The organism is Massilia sp. Masssp94, from assembly GCF_059491305.1.
The window spans coordinates 6,197,068-6,214,558 of sequence record NZ_CP168501.1; the positions used below are offsets into that span (position 1 = coordinate 6,197,068).

Consider the following 17,491-nt stretch of genomic DNA (forward strand, 5'->3'; position numbering starts at 1 on the left):
GTTGTGATTCGCGCGTTTCAGCGCTCCAGGAAGGCGTCCATGATCGCGGTTGGCTTGCCGCCGCGGTCAAAGGCGCCCATCGGATAGCCCTTCCAGTCGTAAGCCTCGGGCTCCCAATAAAACACGCCGCGTGCCATGCCGCCATCGACGGCACGCGCCTTGGCGATCAGGTCGGCGATGACCGCCTTGCCGTCCGGGTGGTCCCAGGGCACGCCGACCTCGGACAGGATCACCGGCTTGCCGTAGCGGTGCACCATGTCGTTGAGGTTGGCGAGGCAGGCGGCCGTGGCGCTTTGCCACGTGTGGTTCTTCGCGGTCGTCGGGTAGGACGACACGCCGATCATGTCGAAGCGCGCGCCGTGCGCCTTCAGGCCGTCGAAGTTCCAGCGGAAGGTCGCGTTGTCGTGGCAGTTGTCGACGTGGACGATCACGATCGCGTCCGGGAACACCTGCTTGACGGCGCCATAGCCGCTGTCGACGAAGCGCGCATAGTTGTCCATGTGTCTTGTTGCGTCGCCCTCGGGCCACAGCAGGCCGGTGCGGGTCTCGTTGCCGACCTGGACCCAGGTCGGCGCGACGCCCGCGTCGCGCAGGGCGGTCAGCACGGACCGCGTGTGCGCCGCGACGGCGTCGGCCAGTTGCGGCACGGTGTACCCGGCCCAGGCCTTCGGTTTCGTCTGCTGCTGCGGGTCGGCCCAGGAATCGCTGTAATGGAAATCGATCATGACGCGCATGCTGGCGGCCTGGGCGCGCTTCGCTTTCGCGACGACGTCGGCCGTGCCGTTCCAGCCGTCCTCCGGGTTCACCCACGCGCGCAGGCGGATGGCGTCCATGCCCTGTTCCTTGAGGATGGCGTACAGGTCTGCGGTCTTGCCGTCGCGGTTGCGGAATACCCGGCCGGCCGCTTCCATTTCGCTGACCCAGCCGACGTCGGCGCCCTTGGCGAAGTTCGCGCCGGCGGCGTGTGCGAAGGGAATCCCCAGCACAAGTCCGAACGCAAATGCGGCCGCGAGGGCGGAAAAGGTGTGCTTCATCGGTCTCCGTAGTCGTTATCGTTATTATCAATCTGGCAGCAAACCGGGATTCTAGGCAGGAAATGCCATGCGCACCCCATCCATTTTTCGCGTCACCTATGAAATATTCGTATGGCGGCAATGTTTCCCTTGAAACATCCGGTATTCTTTTGATAAGGAGAAAGGAACGCAGGTCATCAGCGCACTCGAACTATACTGGTCCCGTACCCGTCGATTCGGGCGGGGTTCCGGCTGACGCCGGTCGGCGTCGCCTTATTGGAATCAGGAGGTCGAGATGAGCAAAGCAACATGTATCCTGCGCGGCGTCGCGCTGGCGTGCGCGCTGTGCGCGGCCGGCTCGCCCGCGATGGCGGCAAAAGATCCGGCGCGGTGGACGCAGGGCGACAAGACGAAAGCCCAGCGCATGGCCACGCTGAAGAAGGAAATCAACGCGGCGTACGCCGAGCAGCAGACGGCATGCAAGAAGAAGTCGTCCGCCAAACGAGCTTCCTGCCTCAAGGAAGCGCGCATGGTCTACCAGCGCGACATGGCCAGCGCGCCGCAACTGCTGGCCCAGGCGCCGCGCGGGGAGGTGACGGAGCGCGTCGTCTCCACGACGACGGCCCCGGCCACGCCTGACCAGTCGTCCGGCAGCACCGCCTACGGCAGCTCCAGCATGGGCGCGACCGGTTCCGGCGCGGACACCGTCGACGGCAAGGACGACGCAATCGCGCCGAGCTCCGGCCAGACGGGCGGCCTGCCGCCGCCGCGCGTGGACCCGTCGGACAACCGGGCGCCCGACCAGCCGCCGCAAGGCAGCACGGTGCCGGTCCAGCAGCAGCAACAGTAAGGGCTGTCTCGCGCCGCGGGGCGCCGAATGGTAAACTGCCGCCTTTTGCCGCAGAGGACCACGATGGCGCTTCGCGACCGCGCGCTGGAATTATTGATCGAGACGGATGCCGCCGCCAAGACGGCGGGCGTGGCCGCGCTGGCCGACGCCTGTCGCGCCGGGGCGGTGCGGCTCGACAGCGCCGCCGTGCCGAGCGCGCGCGACGCGGCCATTCCGGGCCGTCCCGCGCGGCCGGAACTCGTGCCGCCGCGCCTCGTCGGCCGTCGCTCGATGGCGACGGACGAAGGCCGCGCGATGCTCGTCCACGCGCTGGCCCACATCGAGTTCAATGCCGTCAACCTCGCGCTGGATGCGATCTGGCGCTTCCCGGGCATGCCGGACGCCTACTACACGGACTGGCTGCGCGTCGCGGCCGAGGAAGCCCACCATTTCACGCTGCTGGCGGCGCATTTGCGCACGCTCGGCTGGGCCTATGGCGATTTCCCCGGCCACGACAGCCTGTGGGAGATGGTCGCGAAGACGAGTGGCGACGTCCTCGCGCGCATGGCCCTCGTGCCGCGCACGATGGAAGCGCGCGGCCGCGATGCCATCCCGCCGCTGCGCGCGAAGCTGGCGCAGGCCGGCGACGACGCGGCCGCGCGCATCCTCGACGTGCTGCTGCGCGACGAGGTGGGCCACGTGGAAATCGGCAACCGCTGGTATTTTTATCTCTGCGCCCAGCGCGGCCTGGAACCGGTCGCCACCTACGATGCGCTGACGGTGCAGTACAAGGCGCCCGTGCTGAAGGGCCCCTTCAACGTGGAGGCGCGGCGCCAGGCCGGTTTCACCGAAGTGGAACTGGCCCGTCTCGCGGATGCCTGATGCCATGGATAAGCAGGGGTTCCTGCTGACGCGCCACTGGCGCGATACGGACGCCGGCGTCGAAGTCGAGTTCTGGCTCGCGACGCCGGATGGACCACGGCGCGTGCGTCTCGGGCCGCAGCCGGCCGTCGCGTTCGTCCCGGCGGAGCAGGGCGACACGGTGCGCCCGCTGCTCGCGCGCGAACGGGGCGCGGAACTGCGCGAGCTGTCGCTGTGCGACTTCCGTCACCGTCCCGTGCTGGGCCTGTACTGCACGCAGTACCGCCACCTCCTGCGCCTGGAAAAGCGCCTGCGCGAGCACGGCATCGACGTCTATGAAGCCGATATCCGTCCGCCCGAACGCTACCTGATGGAGCGCTTCATCATGGCGCCCGTCACGTTCACGGGCACGCAGGATCCGCACGATCCGCAGCTGCTCGCGGATGCGCGCCTGACGCCGGCCCAGGACTACCGCCCCGTGCTGTCGACCGTCTCGCTGGACATCGAAACGACGATGCAGGGCGAGCTGCGCTCGATCGCGCTGGAGGGTTGCGGCCAGCGCCAGGTCTACATGCTCGGGCCGGCGAATGGCGATGCGTCCGGGCTCGATTTCGACTACGAGGTCGTGGCCACGCGGCGCGACCTGCTCGACCGGCTGGAAGACTGGATCCGGCGCTTCGATCCGGACGCGATCATCGGCTGGAACCTCGTCCAGTTCGACCTGCGCGTGCTGCAGCAGCACGCGCAGCAGATGCAGCGCCCGCTGCGCCTGGGCCGCGACGGCAGCGCGATCGAATGGCGCGAACACGGCGGCCGGCAGGAGCATTACTTCGCCGGTATCGCCGGGCGCCTCGTCATCGACGGCATCGAGGCGCTGCGCGGGGCGACGTGGAGCTTCCCGTCGTTCTCGCTGGAGCACGTGGCGCAAAGCCTGCTGGGCGAGGGCAAATCGATCGACAACCCGTACGACCGCATGGCGGAAATCGACCGCATGTTCGCCGAGGACAAGCCGGCACTCGCGACATACAACCTGCAGGACTGCGTGCTCGTCACGCGCATCTTCGCGAAATCGGGCCTGATGACCTTCCTGCTGGAGCGCGCCAGCGTGACGGGTCTGGCGGCCGACCGCAGCGGCGGTTCCGTCGCCGCGTTCGAGCACGCGTACATCCCGCTGATGCACCGGCTGGGCCGCGTGGCGCCGAACATCGGCGACGTGCCGGGCGCGGACAGTCCTGGCGGGTTCGTGATGGATTCGCGCTCCGGGCTGTACGACTCGGTGCTGGTGCTGGACTATAAAAGCCTGTACCCGTCGATCATCCGCACGTTCCTGATCGATCCGGTCGGCCTCGTCGCGGGCCTCGAGGAGCCGGACGCGGACACGGTACCGGGCTTCCGCGGCGCGCGCTTCTCGCGCACGCAGCACTGCCTGCCCGGCATCGTCACGCGCGTGTGGCAGGGCCGCGATGCCGCCAAGCGCGAACGCAACGCGCCGCTGTCGCAGGCTTTAAAGATCATCATGAACTCGATGTACGGGGTGCTCGGCACGACGGCGTGCCGGTTCTTCGACTCGCGCCTGGCGTCGTCGATCACGATGCGTGGCCACGAGATCATGCACCGCACCCGTGAACTGATCGAGGCGCAGGGCTACCAGGTGATCTACGGCGACACGGATTCGACGTTCGTGTGGCTCGGGCGCGCGCATGCGGACGACGCCGCGGAACGCATCGGCCGCGCGCTCGTGGACCATGTGAACGCGTGGTGGCGCGATCATCTGCAGAACGAACTGCGCCTGGAAAGCGCGCTCGAACTCGAATACGAGACGCACTTCCGCCGGTTCCTGATGCCCACCGTGCGCGGCTCGGACGAGGGCAGCAAGAAACGCTATGCGGGCCTCGTGCGCCGCAAGGACGGCAGCGACGACCTTGTGTTCAAGGGCCTGGAGACGGTGCGCACGGACTGGACGCCGCTCGCGCAGGCGTTCCAGCAGGAGCTCTACGGGCGCGTGTTCCGCGGCGAGCCGTACGAGGACTATGTGCGTGACTACGTGGCGCGAACCCTCCGGGGCGACCTGGACGGGCAGCTCGTGTACCGCAAGCGCTTGCGCCGGCCTTTGGTCGAGTACGAACGCAACGTGCCGCCGCACGTGCGCGCGGCGCGCGCGGCCGACGAGTTCCACGTGCGCCAGGGCCGGCCCGCGCAATACCGCAACGGCGGCTGGATCCGCTACGTGATGACGACGGCGGGGCCGGAACCGCTGGAGACGCTGGACACGAGCCGCACGCCCATCGACTACGAACACTACCTGACGAAGCAGCTGGAACCGATCGCGGACGGCATCCTGCCGTTTATGAACGACAGTTTCACGAGGCTCACCAGTCCGCAGGGCGCGCTGTTCTGATCAACCGCCGGCGCGCTTCGGCCGGTGGCCGAGCTTCGTCAGTTCTTCCATGATGCGGTCGCAGTGGTCGCCCTGGACCTCGATCACGCCATCCTTCACGGTGCCGCCCGAACCGCACGCGGTGCGCAGCTGCTTGCCCAGCGCGGCGAGGGCGGCGGCATCGAGCGCCAGTCCCTTGACGAGCGTGACGGCCTTGCCGCCGCGGCCCTTCGTCTGGCGCGCGACGCGCACGTTGCCGTCGCCGACGAGTGCCGTGCCGGTCTTGCAGGTGCACGCCGCGACCGGTTGCCGGCAGCCGGGGCACATGCGGCCGCTCTCGGTGGAATAGACGAGGCCTCCGTTCGAATGCTTCATGGTGTGTCGTGAGTGATGGCTATTCCCGTGAGTTTACCAGCCCATCCCGGTCGTGCACTAATGTAAATACGATGTTACTATCCGGCCCGAGGTTCAATGAAAACAACAGGGGGTGGTCATGCATCATGCCGGCATGTTCGATGCGGTCTTTCTCGCGATGTTCTGTGCCTGTTTCGCCATCCGCGCGCCGCTTGAAGTCAGGAACAGGAAGATCGGGGCCGTCGAATCGCGCGAAGGGGTGTTCGAGAAGTTTTGCCTGCTGCTCGTGTTCACGGGGTCGACGACGCTGCCGTTCCTGTACCTCTTCACGCCATGGTTCGATTTCGCCGACTACGCGGTACGGCCCATCGTCGGCGGCCCCGGCGCCGCGCTTGCGGTGCTGGGCGTCTTCCTGTTCTGGAAATCGCACCGCGACCTGGGCCGGCAGTTCTCGCCGACGCTCCAGGTCAAGGAAGCGCACCACCTGGTCTCCGAAGGCATCTACAGCCGCATACGGCATCCGATGTACACGGCCCTGTTCCTCATCGCCACCGCGCAACTGCTGCTGATCGGGAACGCGGTTGTGGGACCGGCGTTCCTGCTCGCATTCAGCATCCTCTATGCCTCGCGCATCGAGCACGAGGAAGACATGATGCTGGAGCATTTCGGCCAAGCCTATGCCGACTACAAGGCGCGTACCAAGCGCCTGCTGCCGTCCATCAGGCAATAAGGTCAGGGCCCCGGATTCGGGTTGTCCGGCAACGACGGGATCGCGCGCAGGTATTCGTAGATGGCGTACAGGTCCCGCGTCGTCATCTTGCCGACGGCCGGCCACGGCATCACCTGCAGGATCTGGCCGGCCGGGTCGTGCGGATTATGGCCCGTGCGCAGTGTCTTCACGAATTCCTCGCGCGTGAGGCCGGCCGGGCGGCCCGCGTTGTCCGGTGTGAGGTTCGGCGCCGTGAAGGGGCCGAACTGGCGCCCGCCGGACATGTATTGCTCGGCATTCACGCGCTCGGGCTGGCCCTGGAACGGATCGCCGCCGGGCGAATACGTCGGGTGCGTGTGGCAGTCGATGCAGCCCGTCGTGTTGACGATATAGCTGCCCTGCCACACGAGGTTCCTCTGCTTGCCCTTCAGGTTCAGGATCACGCCGGGCGGCACGATTTCGCGGCCGCGCATGGCGCGGCTGTTGGTGTCGCTCAATGCGGTGGCGGCGTCCATGTCGCTGTCCGGGAACGGGCCGGGTGCGGCGGCGTATGGTGCCGCGCTGGCGGCGGCGAGGGCGAGTGCAAGGCAGGTGCGGTGGGCTGCGTTCATGCTGTATCTCCCAGGGTCGGTGGCTGAAGACGAATCAAGTCAGTATAGGCGTCAATACGCAACCCGCCAGCGCGGCCTTCCTGTCCATTCTGATAGGGTCCGGGTGAGATTGCGTGCACTTTGGCGGTGGCGGCCGTGGCACCATCACGGCTCGACATCGGGAGACGTGCATGACGACATCATCCAGGCCATGGATCCAGCTTGCCGCCGCCATCGCGGCCGGCGTGAAGGCCACGGCACGGCGCGTGCCATACTGACGCCACCATGCACCTGTACCGCGAATTCCCGCCCCATCCCGCGCTGGCCGGCCATGTGGCCTGCCTGTGGACGAGCCACGCCGTCCCGGACGGTGCGCCCGTGCGCACGCGCGTGCTGCCCGACAATTGCATCGACATCCTGTGGCAAGATTCCTCGCCGCTCGGCAAGGTGGCGGGCATGATGTCGCGTCCGCACCATGTCGAGATGCGTGATCCGGTGCTGACGGTGGCCGTGCGCTTCCTGCCCGGCGCCGCGCGTGCCTTCGTCGACGTCCCGCTGTCCGAATTGCAGGACGGCCATCCGGCCCTGGCCGACCTGTGGCCGCGTGCCGACGCGGAAGCGCTGGCGGCCGGATTGTGGGAGCACGAGCGCACGGCGGCACAGCGCCTCGCCGTCATCGAACAGGCCTTGCTCGCGCGCCTGCGTACGCGCGGACCGGCGCGGACGGATGCGCTCGCGCGGGCAGCCGTCCTGCGGCTCGAGGCAAGCGGCGGGGCCGTGCGTATCGAAACGCTGGCGGATGGCCTGGGCGTCACGCGCCAGCACCTCGCCACGCTGTTCCGCGAACGCGTGGGCCTGCATGCGAAGACCTTCGCGATGGTCTGCCGCTTCCGCCGCGCGCACGCGGCGCTGCGCGGCCGGGACGCCGCCGTCGACTGGGCGCGCCTCGCGGGCGATTGCGGCTACTACGACCAGTCGCATCTCATCCACGCGTTCCGCCAGTTCGCCGACGCGACCCCGGACTCCTTCCTGCATGGCGCGCCATGATCGTCATTGCGGCCCCCTCGAATCTCGGACTCCGCCCCCTGCGCCCCGGCCACGAACCCGGCACATGGCGCGCACCCGCCGCCTTGATCGAAGCCGGCCTGCTGGACGCCGTGGGCGGCGGCGCTCCCATCGTCATGCCGCGGCCGTCCTGGAAGCCCGGGGCCGATCCCGGCACGCGGCTGCGCAATGGCCACGCGATGCGCGACTTCAACCTGGCCCTGGCCGACCACGTGGCGGCGGCCGGTGCGCGCGGCGAATTCGCGTTCGTCATCGGCGGCGATTGCTCGATCCTGCTGGGGGCGCTGGCCGGCGCGCGGCGCCGCGGGCCGCTGGCGCTCGTCCACGTGGATGGCCACAGCGATTTCCGCCACCCGGGCAACTACGACCCGGACAGCATGCTGGGAGCCGTCGCGGGTATGGACCTCGCGCTGGCCACGGGCCGCGGCGAGGCGCTGATGACCGACTGGCCCGGCGTGGAGTCGCCCCTGGTGCGGGATCGCGACGTCGTCCAGATCGGCGAGCGGGACGGGCGGCGTCCCGACTTTGCCTGGGCGGACGTGAACGACACCGGTTTCGAACGCATCGACGTGTTCACGGCGAACGAGATCGGGCCGCCGGCGGTGCTGGAACGCACGCGGCAACGGCTGGACAAGCGCTTCTGGATCCACCTGGACGTCGACGTGCTCGACGAAGCCGTGATGCCCGCGGTCGACAGCCCCGGTGCGCCGGGTATCGCGCCGGACGATCTCGTGGCGATCCTGTCCGGCCTCGTGTCCGACGTACGCTGCATCGGGATGACCGTCACCGTGTTCGATCCCGAGCTCGATCCGGACGGGCGCCATGCCCGCACGCTCGTCGGCCTGCTGGGCAGGCTGCCGTTCGGGCGCTGACCCGACGCCGGAGTTGGAGCGCCTAACAAAACCGCCTAGTTGTTCTACAGGCAACAGCCGGATACACTGGGCCGTGCCGACCATCCGCTATCGGCCAAAAGCGGACCATCGCAAAGCTATAAGACTAGTTTGCAGTAGTCAACGATATGGATTTGTCATACCCTATCCGACCTTCGTGAAAAGCCCTGCAGCCCAATCGGCGAACGCTCGCATGGCCGGAGAGAGAAAGCGATGATGAGGATAGATCAGCGACACTGGCACGGGTTCCGGTCGCATGTCGGCCAGTACCTCGACTAAGTCTCCGCTGTGCAAATGGTCGACCACCAAGATCTCAGCCAATTGCATCAGGCCGCCTCCGGCGAGACCCAGCTTGATGTACAGGCCAGTCTCGTTAACTGCAACCGTGCCGGCAACTTGCACAGCAACCTTCTCTCCGGCCTCCACGAAATTCAGCTCGCCTGTCCGCCGAGTTGTATTGGCAAAGTAGTGAACCGCGCTGTGGCGTTGCAAATCCTCTAGATTTTTGGGAATGCCCTGTTGATTCAGATAGACCGGTGCCGCGCATGTGATCCAGCGCAACTCTCCCAGATGACGCGCAATCAGGGTCGAGTCATGGAGGCGACCGGTACGGATTACGCAATCGACGCCATCCTGTATCAAGTCCACCTGGCGATCATTTATGCCGATCATTAGATAGATGTCGGGGAACTTCGCTTGGAATTGCGCCAACTGTGGAAGGATGAGGGCATGCGCGATCCCTCCAGGCATATCTACTCGCACTCTCCCTTGCGGACGCTCGGCGGAGCCATGCAGGCTGGATTCCGTGTCATCAATCAGGTCAAGTATCGCGCGGCAGCGATGGAAGTATTGCTCGCCCTCCGGTGTCAAGCTGAGCTTTCTGGTGGAGCGGTTGAGCAAACGTGTCTGCAAATGTTTTTCCAGCCGCTTGATGATGCCCGTCACGGACGACGCGGGTAAGCTCAGCGTTTCTGCTGCACGAATGAAACTCCCGCTTTCGACTACGCGAAGAAATACCTGCATTGCTTGCACACGGTCCATGTGTTGCCTTCAAAGCGATTAGCGAAACCGGCACTATAACGCAAGATTATTCGGATTTTTCGCATATTGAAAACCTCTAGTGCTACTTTTTCTGCATCACGACAATCGCTACAGTGCAGCTATCAAATCCACAGGAGAATCAACAATGTTCGATCAAAACCGCCAACAGCTCCCAACGCTTACGATGAACCTAGCAGATCCTAACGCCACATCTCAAAACATTCTCGTGCTCGGTGCCGGCGAACTCGGCCTGCCAGTGCTGCGCAGTCTCGCGAACCGCGCAAAGGCAATCAATGGGGTGAAGATCAGCGTCCTGCTGCGTGCAAGTGCCGTTGAGTCAAACTCTAAGGACAAGCAGCGTGATATCTCGGAGATCAGGGACCTCGGGATTGAGATCGTGATAGGCGATCTGGTAAAGAGCTCCATCGATGAGCTCGCCGTGGTGTTCGCGCGCTATGACACCGTCGTCGGTTGCGCGGGATACGCGGCTGGTGTCGACACACCAATGAAGTTGGCCCGGGCTGCCCTGCAGGCGCGAATTCCAAGGTATTTCCCGTGGCAATTCGGCGTCGACTTTGACGTGATTGGACGGGGCAGTCCGCAGGACATTTTCGATGCGCAGTTGGACGTGCGTGAGCTTTTGCGCAGTCAGCACATGACCGAATGGGTCATTATCTCAACTGGCATGTTTATGAGCTATCTGTTCGAGCCCGAATTCGGCGTTGTAGACTTGCAAGACAATTCAATCCATGCTCTGGGCAGTCTAAGCACTGCTGTGACCGTGACGACCCCCGATGATATCGGAGTCTTGACTGCTGAGGTCTTGTTCGCTACGCCTCGCATCCGGAACGAGATTGTCTTCCTGGCCGGCGATACTGTGACTTATGGCGAAGTTGCGGACAAACTGGAGTCCTCCCTCGGCCGACCCTTTAGTCGATCGGTTTGGAGCGAGGAGTATTTGCTGGACGAACTGGCACGCGAGCCGAACAATATGATGCGCAAGTATCGTGCAGCCTTCGCTCAAGGACGGGGCGTCGCTTGGGACAAGCGTGGCACGTTCAACAGCCAACGCGGCCTCGTGGTTACCGACGTGGCATCGTGGATCAATACGAACCTGGTTTCCGGCCGCAGCAAGTAATCGTCGTTCATGGGCTAGGTGAGGGCATCGACAGCTATCGTCAGCGACCGTCGTGTGAGTTCAAGTCTGAGCTAGTGCAACTCAACGTAGTGTCCAGGATAGGCTGACTGCTACAGTCCGCTTCGGGTCCAGGCCGTGTAAAAACGCGAAACCGAAGCCTGGGAGCTCGGTTACACGAGCCAGGACTAATTGCAAAGCATCGGAAAGCGCCGCGAGACGCCCCAGCTTCTTTTCGGTGTTTTCATCGGGGTTGGCAGGAAACCCGCCCAGAGCCTCTGGTATAACTGCGGATAGCGGGCAAACGCCCTGATCGCATTCATCATGCTCGCCATGCCCAGAATCGCCATCAAGCGCCTGAAATTATAGGCGAGCACATGCAGGCTCATCTCGGTCTTCACGCGGTCCAATCCCTTCGTCAGGAAGTGTGCCGATCCCATCCAGGCTTTGATCGTGCCGTACGGATGCTCGACCGTGGAGCGTCGAATTCGCATGGCATCTGGACTTTGTTCAAGACGAGCTTGCATATCGTCGAGTACGTCCTGGTGCTCCCAGCGCGTCACACGTCGTTGCGCGCTCGGCGTGCACTTTTCCTTGAGCGGACATCCCTTGCAATTCGAGCTCCAGTACCGGTGGTTCTTCATACCTTTTTCGACGCTCGCAAAGCGCCAGATCAGTGCTTCGCCTGCCGGACAGCGGTACTCGTCCTTTTGCGGATCATAAATGAAATCGGCCTTGTCGAATCGCCCGTCGGCCTTGGCGCCGGACGTCTTCGTCGGCGGCACCAAAGCAAAGATTCCGGCCTCATGACAGGCCAGAATTTCTTCACCCTTGAAGTAGCCACGGTCGGCAATTGCGGTAAGTATTGGCGTGCCGATTACCGTACGTGCCTTCTTGGCCATACCCGACAGCTGATCGCGATCATTGCCGATGTTGGTTACTTCGTGCTCGATGATCAAATGATGCTTGGCGTCGACAACAGTCTGCACGTTGTAGCCCACGATGCCCGCACCTCGCGTGATCATCGAACGGGCATCTGGATCGGTCAGTGAAATTTGCGTTTCGCCAGTCTCTGTCAGCTTCGCTTCGATTTCCTTCAACGTCGCCATCTGCGATTTTAGTGCGGCGATTTTGTCGTTGAGACGAACGCGCTTCGGTTGTGCTGCTGCGGGTTCTCGCCGGTCGGCCGTGTCGAGCTCTGCCAAATAACGGATGATGTTCGACTCAATTTCTTCCATCCGGCGCTTCAGTTTGGCATCAGTGAAATTGCGGTCGCTGCTGTTGACCGCCTTGAATTTGCTTCCGTCGATGGCGACGACGGCATCCGAAAACAGATCGAGCTGCTGACACAAGATGACGAACTGCCGGCAGACATTGCGAATGGCCTTGCCATTGTCTTTTCGAAAGTTCGCAATCGTTTTGAAGTCGGGTGTCAGGCGACCTGTCAGCCACATCAGTTCGATGTTGCGCTGAGCTTCTCGCTCGAGCCGCCGACTCGACTGGATACGATTCAGGTAACCATAGATGTAGAGCTTGAGAAGAACAGCTGGATGGTAGGCCGGTCGGCCTGTTTTCGCTGGATGTACGCGCTCAAAACCGAGGCCCGCGAGGTCAAGTTCTTCAACGAACACATCGATCACGCGAACCGGATTGTCTTCAGCCACGTAGTCGTCCAAATGCTCGGGAAGTAAAGTCCCTTGCCCGCGATCTTCGCCTTCGATAAAGCGCTTCATTTGGCACCCCAGTGATGAGATACTTCCTCAACGTTTACCGGACCCGTTTCGTTTACACCGGCCTACGTTTTTACACAGCCTGGGTCGATAGCGGACTTACACGGCCGTAGTTCTGCAGCGAAGATCGCGGCCGTGTTCCCAGACGGACTGACGCCATGGCCCAAGCACTTCTCCCCGAAGACCTTTGGTCGTTCGCAGCAGCGCATCTCCCGATTCACAGCAGATCGCCGAAGGGCGGACGGCCACGTATCAACGATCGCGCGACCCTAACCGGGATACCGTGGGAATAGGTGCCACGCGAACCCGGCTGCGGCAGTGGCGTGACTTGTTGGTGCCGGCTCCACGAGTGGACGAAAGCTGGCGTTTGGCAGCGTGTCGAGGCAGTCCTCCGACGGCTGCGCGAGCACGATCGTCGGCGGCAAGTCGCTCACGGAGCACGGCAAGAGCAGCTTCTACTTCGACATCAAGATCACCGACGAGACGAATACGAAGGACGACAAGGCGCGGTACATCCGGGAAGCGTTCGACGGCTTCGCCGGCATCCTGGGGAAGGTGCACGAGGAAAGCTACATCTGCGTGCGGGACGTCCGCGCCGCTTCCTACGGCCACGGCGGGCATACCCAGGAATACCGGTATCACCGCGGATTGCGCCTGCCAGGTCATCCCGATTCGACGAACGCCTTGAGCCGCGCCAGGGCGACGTCCCACTCACGGCCGATGACTTCCAGCGTGCGCCTGGCGGCGTCCAGCTGCGCCGTGTCCAGCGTCCATCTCCGCTCCCGTCCGACCTTGACGTCGTGGACGATACCGGCCTGGGCGAGGACCTGCATATGCTTGGTCACACCCTGCCGGCTGATGTGCGTGCTGGCGGTCAGTTGCGCGATCGAGAGGGCGCCGCCCGCGCACAGGGCCGCGACGAGCGTCAGCCGCGTGGCGTCTCCCAGCGCCGCGAACACGTTCGCCAGCGCCGGACCGGCATCGACCAGGTCGCGCAGCGCGGCATCAGGCCGCGACATGGCGGACGATGTTCGTCAGCTGCGCATCCCAGCCGGCGCCGTTCATGCGGAATGCCTCCAGCCGCCGGTGTGGCGGGACGTTGTCGAAGCCCGATTCCACGATCGTCAGCAAAGTACGGTTGTTTCCGGCGTCGGCGAGCGTGAACGTGACGAGCGTCGGCTGTTCCGCGCTGTAGTCGACGGCGGGATCGATCGCGTAGGGATGCCAGCGGAAGGACAGCAGTTCGAGCGGCTGCATGCGGTCGATGAGCACGTCGAAATGGAGGTGTTCGTAGCCCGGGTAGGTGATGTTCCCGCGTGCACGCTGGCCCGGTGCGAACGTCTGGCCCTTCAGGTCGGCGCCGAACCAGTTGCCGAAGGCCTCGGCGTCGGCCAGCGCGTCCCACACTTTTGCGCGCGGCGCGTCGATGACGATGCTGCGTTCGATGCGGTCCGTTTCGGATGTGTGCTCCATGATGGCTCTCCTTGTCGCGTTTTAATATGCAACCAGATGGTTGCTTATTACGCAGTGTAGGACAGCATGCGCGAATACGCAACTCACGGAAGATGAAGCGCGGCGTACCAGTCCGCGTACGGCGTGTTGGCGACGAGCCGCCGGTTGTAATCGGGCGCGCCGTCCGTCCACCACGCGGGGCCGCGCTCGCCGAGGGCGCGCTTCGCCGCGTCGACGTCATCGCGCGCATGCCGCTCCGCCTGCGCGTCTCCCGCCTTCTTCGCGGCGCCGACGGCGCGCCGCGCGCGCATCAGGCGGTCGACGAGCGCCTGCCGCGTGGCCGGATCGAGGTCCGGATCGCTCATGCGCCAGAGGCGGCCCGCGACGACGAAATAGCGGCCGTCGGGTGTGACGAGGTGTTGGGTGGGCATCGCAATATCTGGTAACACTTGTGAGGATGGGTCTTAACGCCATTTTACAGACGAGCGCCTTATCCTTTTCGCACCATCCCGGATATGAAAGGAGCCCCCTATGCGCGACCATCCCCCGGCCGGCCGCCTGGCCGACGAACTGGCAACCACCGACGTCAGGTTCACGATCACCGATGGCCAGGTCACCGGCCTCGAACACGTGATCGGCAGCCGGACCATCGCAGCCAGCCTGCCCGCCGACGCGACGTTCACCGTCGGCACCGGCACCGTCACGGAGACGCTGACCCGCGGCGCGGCCACGGCGACGCTGACCTGGTCGGTGGACGCGACCGACGCCGCCCTGTATCACCTGACGCAGGAAGTGCGCAGCTTCGACACGACCGCCGCGAACACGCCGACCTACGGTTTCACGGTGGCCGCTGGCGCCGTGACGGGCATGACCCAGACGTTCGGCACGTCGGGATGGACCCACGACGTGGCCGTCGGCGACCTGGCCGCGAGCGTGTTCACGGTCGCCGGCAGCGCCGTCACGGAAACGGCCATCCGCGGCAATACGCTGGAGACGCTGACGTACACGACGACGGACGGTACGACGTACAAGCTCGCGTCGGAAACGCTGACCGTGGTGCCCGTGGGGACGGCGGCGACGGCGCTGGATGTCGAGCCGTACGAACGCATGCGCTTCACGTTCGACGGCGTTACGGTCACGGGGGCCCGGACGGTCAAGCCGGACGGCACGGCGGTCGACGTCCACCTGGGTTCCACCGTCACGTACGCGCAGGCGGCCGCGGGCTATGTCGTGGAGACGATCACCCGCGGCAATCACGCCTACTACGAGGTTTTTCATGACGGGAACGGCGACGGCATCTACACGGCCGTCGCGCACGGCCAGGGCACGATGGTCGATCTCGTCGGCCTGCAGGCGCAGATCACGCCGCAGATCGACGCCTTGCTCTGATCCGCTTTCCATTTTTCCAATCCACGGCCGCGCGAATCGGGCATCATGACGCCTTTACGACAGGAGACACCATGATCAAAGGATTGCGCACCGTGACCTATCCCGTGGCCGATCTCGGCCGCGCCAAAGCCTGGTTCGCCGACGTGTTCGGCGTCCAGCCTTATTTCGACCAGCCGTTCTACGTCGGTTTCGCCATCGGCGGGTTCGAGCTTGGGCTCGTCCCGGACGGCACGCCGGGCACCACGGGGTCGACGACGTTCTGGGGCGTGGACGACATCGCGGCCGAGGTCGAACGCATCGTCGGCCTCGGCGCCGCCGTCCACGCGGCGATCCAGGAGGTGGGCGAGGGCATCAAGGTGGCGGAATTGCAGGACCCGTTCGGCAACGTCCTCGGCCTCATCGAGAATCCGCTGTTCGACCCCGCCGCCGTGCGCTGATTACATGCCGGCCGGCGGCTCGACCGGGATCGGGTTGCGCAGCGACAGGTTGATCGCGTTCCAGCCCCGGATGACGGCGATCGTATAGCCCAGTTCCGCGATCTCGCCCTCGCTGAAATGTTCGCGCAGTGCGGGCCAGGCAGCGTCCGTGTCGTCGCGGTGGGGCAGGGCATTGACGGCGTCGGCCCAAGCCAGCGCGGCCCGTTCGCGTTCGCTGAAGAACGGCGATTCGCGCCAGGCGGCCACGCTGTTCAGGTGGCGCGGGTCGGCGCCCTGCTTGATCAGGTCGCGCCAGTGCATGTCGACGCAGACGCCGCAGCCGTTCTGCTGCGAGACGCGCAGGTTGACGAGTTCCACGAGGCGCGGGCCCAGCGCGCCCTGCTTGACGGTCTGGGACAGGTTGACCATGGCTTTCAGCGCGGACGGGGCCAGGGTGAACAGGTTGATGCGGGCAGCGTGCGACATGATGGTTCCTTTCGTTGGCGGGGCTGCGACATGCAGCCCTCTAACCATTAGACGGAACGGCTCCCGGCTTTGTGACAGGTACCGCGAATTATTTCAAACCGTATCGCGCGCGCGAGCTGCGTGCCCGTTCGTGCGGGGCGAACGGGCTGCTCGCGCGGTCCAGCAGGGCGCGCGCCCAGGCCAGCCGTTCCCGCTCATCCGCGTCGAGCACCCGGCCGTCATCGGTCAGCGCCCGGATGACGTGAATCGCCAGCTCCTTCGCCGCGATGTCCTCGGGCAGGCCGGAGCGCGTGCACAGGCCGTATGTGCCCGCGATGAAGTGCTGCCATTCGCTGCGCAGGTGCTCGTCCGTCGCTTCCATGTCGAACCGGGGCAGGGCGTGCAGCGCGGCCCGGTAGCGCGCCGCGAACAGCCTGTACGGATCCTGGGCGCCATCCAGCAGCACATGGAGCCACTCGACATAGCCTTTGGCAAACCAGTCGAGCGCGTGGTCTTCCGCGTGGTCGCCGAAGTACGACGTGCAATCGATGCGGACCCGAAGCCGGTACGACGGCGCGGGCATCGTACCCGCGGCCGTGAACGCTTCCAGGCGGGCACCGTCGGTGGCGCAGGCCGCGAGCAGCTGCGCGCGGGTGAGGAAATGGGTGTGCAGGTAGTCGATGAGTTCCATGCGCCCATGCTAGCGGGAGCCGGCCCGCGACGCTTCGGCCGCGGCCGAAGCATCCGCTTGCACATGCAGGCCCCGGGGTCAGTGCGCGGTGACGAAGCCCGATTCGGCGCCCCAGCGGATCGCGGCCCGGTTCAGCACGACGGCTTCCGCGTCCGCCAGCCAGCCGTCGGCATCGGCGAGGCGCCACATGGCGCCGAGCAGGTTGCGGCGCAGTTCGGGCGCATCGACGTCGTCGAGGAAGGCGTCGATCGTCGCCGTGTCGACGTGCACGTTGCCGTGGTGCGCCGTCGCGAGCAGGTCGTTGCACAACTCGTGCAGGACGGCGTCGAACTCGTCGTCCTCCAGCGCGATGTGCTCCAGGATCCGCGAACGGTAGACCGCCTTCAGCTCGCTGAGGGCGACGTTGCCGTCCACGATCATCGTCAGGGCCAGCAGGCGGCCGGCGGCGCGGGGGCTGTTCTTGGGGTATGAGCGCATTTCGGTT

Annotated in this window: 19 protein-coding genes and 2 pseudogenes; 10 read left to right on the forward strand and 11 right to left on the reverse strand. The window is 65.0% G+C overall.

Going from position 1 to position 17,491, the window contains the following annotated elements; all coding sequences use genetic code 11:
• Positions 1 to 17: 17 nt before the first annotated feature.
• On the reverse strand, positions 18 to 1,034 hold the full coding sequence (locus tag ACEN9G_RS27280; RefSeq protein ID WP_483127272.1) for a glycoside hydrolase family 53 protein: 1,017 nt from the start codon (positions 1,032 to 1,034) through the stop codon (positions 18 to 20).
• A 274-nt stretch (positions 1,035 to 1,308) separates the two neighbouring features.
• Here ACEN9G_RS27280 and ACEN9G_RS27285 point away from each other — a divergent pair, with 274 nt between their 5' ends.
• The 3 genes from ACEN9G_RS27285 to ACEN9G_RS27295 all read left to right on the forward strand — a co-directional run bounded on the left by ACEN9G_RS27285 (position 1,309) and on the right by ACEN9G_RS27295 (position 5,101).
• Positions 1,309 to 1,863, forward strand: a complete 555-nt coding sequence (locus ACEN9G_RS27285) for a hypothetical protein (protein WP_483127273.1) — start codon at positions 1,309 to 1,311, stop codon at positions 1,861 to 1,863.
• Between the two features lie 63 nt (positions 1,864 to 1,926).
• Positions 1,927 to 2,724, forward strand: coding sequence for a ferritin-like domain-containing protein (locus ACEN9G_RS27290; RefSeq protein WP_495605483.1), 798 nt, complete (start codon positions 1,927 to 1,929; stop codon positions 2,722 to 2,724).
• A gap of 4 nt (positions 2,725 to 2,728) precedes the next feature.
• Positions 2,729 to 5,101 carry a DNA polymerase II gene (locus tag ACEN9G_RS27295; protein WP_413343544.1) on the forward strand — a complete coding sequence of 791 codons (2,373 nt, stop codon included), beginning with the start codon at positions 2,729 to 2,731 and terminating at the stop codon, positions 5,099 to 5,101.
• Here ACEN9G_RS27295 and ACEN9G_RS27300 read toward each other — a convergent pair whose 3' ends face one another.
• Positions 5,102 to 5,455, reverse strand: a complete 354-nt coding sequence (locus tag ACEN9G_RS27300) for a translation initiation factor Sui1 (protein WP_413343542.1) — start codon at positions 5,453 to 5,455, stop codon at positions 5,102 to 5,104.
• A 118-nt stretch (positions 5,456 to 5,573) separates the two neighbouring features.
• Here ACEN9G_RS27300 and ACEN9G_RS27305 point away from each other — a divergent pair, with 118 nt between their 5' ends.
• Positions 5,574 to 6,164 (forward strand): protein-S-isoprenylcysteine O-methyltransferase, encoded by a 591-nt coding sequence (locus ACEN9G_RS27305; RefSeq protein WP_413343540.1) that lies wholly within the window; start codon positions 5,574 to 5,576, stop codon positions 6,162 to 6,164.
• Between the two features lie 2 nt (positions 6,165 to 6,166).
• On the opposite strand, the gene ACEN9G_RS27310 is transcribed toward ACEN9G_RS27305, so the two are convergent.
• Positions 6,167 to 6,754 (reverse strand): hypothetical protein, encoded by a 588-nt coding sequence (locus ACEN9G_RS27310; RefSeq protein ID WP_413343538.1) that lies wholly within the window; start codon positions 6,752 to 6,754, stop codon positions 6,167 to 6,169.
• A gap of 264 nt (positions 6,755 to 7,018) precedes the next feature.
• Between ACEN9G_RS27310 and ACEN9G_RS27315 the strand changes: the two genes are divergently transcribed.
• Both ACEN9G_RS27315 and ACEN9G_RS27320 read left to right on the forward strand, forming a co-directional pair.
• Complete coding sequence (locus tag ACEN9G_RS27315; protein WP_483127275.1) at positions 7,019 to 7,780, forward strand: DUF6597 domain-containing transcriptional factor; 762 nt, start codon at positions 7,019 to 7,021, stop codon at positions 7,778 to 7,780.
• Positions 7,777 to 8,670 (forward strand): arginase family protein, encoded by an 894-nt coding sequence (locus ACEN9G_RS27320; RefSeq protein WP_483127276.1) that lies wholly within the window; start codon positions 7,777 to 7,779, stop codon positions 8,668 to 8,670. Before ACEN9G_RS27315 ends, ACEN9G_RS27320 begins: the two co-directional genes overlap by 4 nt.
• A 162-nt stretch (positions 8,671 to 8,832) precedes the next feature.
• On the opposite strand, the gene ACEN9G_RS27325 is transcribed toward ACEN9G_RS27320, so the two are convergent.
• On the reverse strand, positions 8,833 to 9,729 hold the full coding sequence (locus ACEN9G_RS27325) for a LysR family transcriptional regulator (RefSeq protein ID WP_413344925.1): 897 nt from the start codon (positions 9,727 to 9,729) through the stop codon (positions 8,833 to 8,835).
• Positions 9,730 to 9,913: 184 nt separating this feature from the next.
• On the opposite strand from ACEN9G_RS27325, the gene ACEN9G_RS27330 reads away from it, so the two are divergent.
• Positions 9,914 to 10,867: an aromatic alcohol reductase gene (locus tag ACEN9G_RS27330; protein WP_413344929.1), complete on the forward strand. Its 954-nt coding sequence runs from the start codon at positions 9,914 to 9,916 to the stop codon at positions 10,865 to 10,867.
• A 302-nt stretch (positions 10,868 to 11,169) separates the two neighbouring features.
• Here the strand turns inward: ACEN9G_RS27330 and ACEN9G_RS27335 are convergent.
• Positions 11,170 to 12,597 (reverse strand): annotated as a pseudogene (locus ACEN9G_RS27335) (IS1182 family transposase); the annotation flags it as partial.
• Between the two features lie 408 nt (positions 12,598 to 13,005).
• On the opposite strand from ACEN9G_RS27335, the pseudogene ACEN9G_RS27340 reads away from it, so the two are divergent.
• Positions 13,006 to 13,233, forward strand: a pseudogene (locus tag ACEN9G_RS27340) (tautomerase family protein); the annotation flags it as partial.
• 23 nt (positions 13,234 to 13,256) lie between these two features.
• On the opposite strand, the gene ACEN9G_RS27345 reads toward ACEN9G_RS27340, so the two are convergent.
• The 3 genes from ACEN9G_RS27345 to ACEN9G_RS27355 form a co-directional block, all read right to left on the reverse strand.
• A complete protein-coding gene (locus tag ACEN9G_RS27345; protein WP_413345935.1) occupies positions 13,257 to 13,613 on the reverse strand; it encodes an ArsR/SmtB family transcription factor in 357 nt (118 codons plus the stop codon).
• Positions 13,600 to 14,067, reverse strand: coding sequence for an SRPBCC family protein (locus ACEN9G_RS27350; protein WP_413345937.1), 468 nt, complete (start codon positions 14,065 to 14,067; stop codon positions 13,600 to 13,602). The genes ACEN9G_RS27345 and ACEN9G_RS27350 overlap by 14 nt, the downstream gene beginning before the upstream one ends.
• A gap of 83 nt (positions 14,068 to 14,150) precedes the next feature.
• Entirely contained in the window at positions 14,151 to 14,477 is a 327-nt protein-coding gene (locus ACEN9G_RS27355) for a hypothetical protein (protein WP_483127277.1), read from the reverse strand.
• Between the two features lie 100 nt (positions 14,478 to 14,577).
• Here ACEN9G_RS27355 and ACEN9G_RS27360 point away from each other — a divergent pair, with 100 nt between their 5' ends.
• Together ACEN9G_RS27360 and ACEN9G_RS27365 are read left to right on the forward strand one after the other, a co-directional pair.
• On the forward strand, positions 14,578 to 15,435 hold the full coding sequence (locus ACEN9G_RS27360) for a hypothetical protein (RefSeq protein ID WP_413343534.1): 858 nt from the start codon (positions 14,578 to 14,580) through the stop codon (positions 15,433 to 15,435).
• Between the two features lie 71 nt (positions 15,436 to 15,506).
• A complete protein-coding gene (locus tag ACEN9G_RS27365; RefSeq protein WP_413343532.1) occupies positions 15,507 to 15,872 on the forward strand; it encodes a VOC family protein in 366 nt (121 codons plus the stop codon).
• Here the strand turns inward: ACEN9G_RS27365 and ACEN9G_RS27370 are convergent, their stop codons facing one another.
• The 3 genes from ACEN9G_RS27370 to ACEN9G_RS27380 form a co-directional block, all read right to left on the reverse strand.
• Entirely contained in the window at positions 15,873 to 16,337 is a 465-nt protein-coding gene (locus ACEN9G_RS27370) for a carboxymuconolactone decarboxylase family protein (protein WP_056133496.1), read from the reverse strand.
• Positions 16,338 to 16,425: 88 nt separating this feature from the next.
• Complete coding sequence (locus ACEN9G_RS27375) at positions 16,426 to 17,007, reverse strand: DUF6058 family natural product biosynthesis protein (RefSeq protein WP_413343530.1); 582 nt, start codon at positions 17,005 to 17,007, stop codon at positions 16,426 to 16,428.
• Between the two features lie 78 nt (positions 17,008 to 17,085).
• Positions 17,086 to 17,484 carry a TerB family tellurite resistance protein gene (locus ACEN9G_RS27380; RefSeq protein ID WP_413343528.1) on the reverse strand — a complete coding sequence of 133 codons (399 nt, stop codon included), beginning with the start codon at positions 17,482 to 17,484 and terminating at the stop codon, positions 17,086 to 17,088.
• Positions 17,485 to 17,491 lie beyond the last annotated feature (7 nt).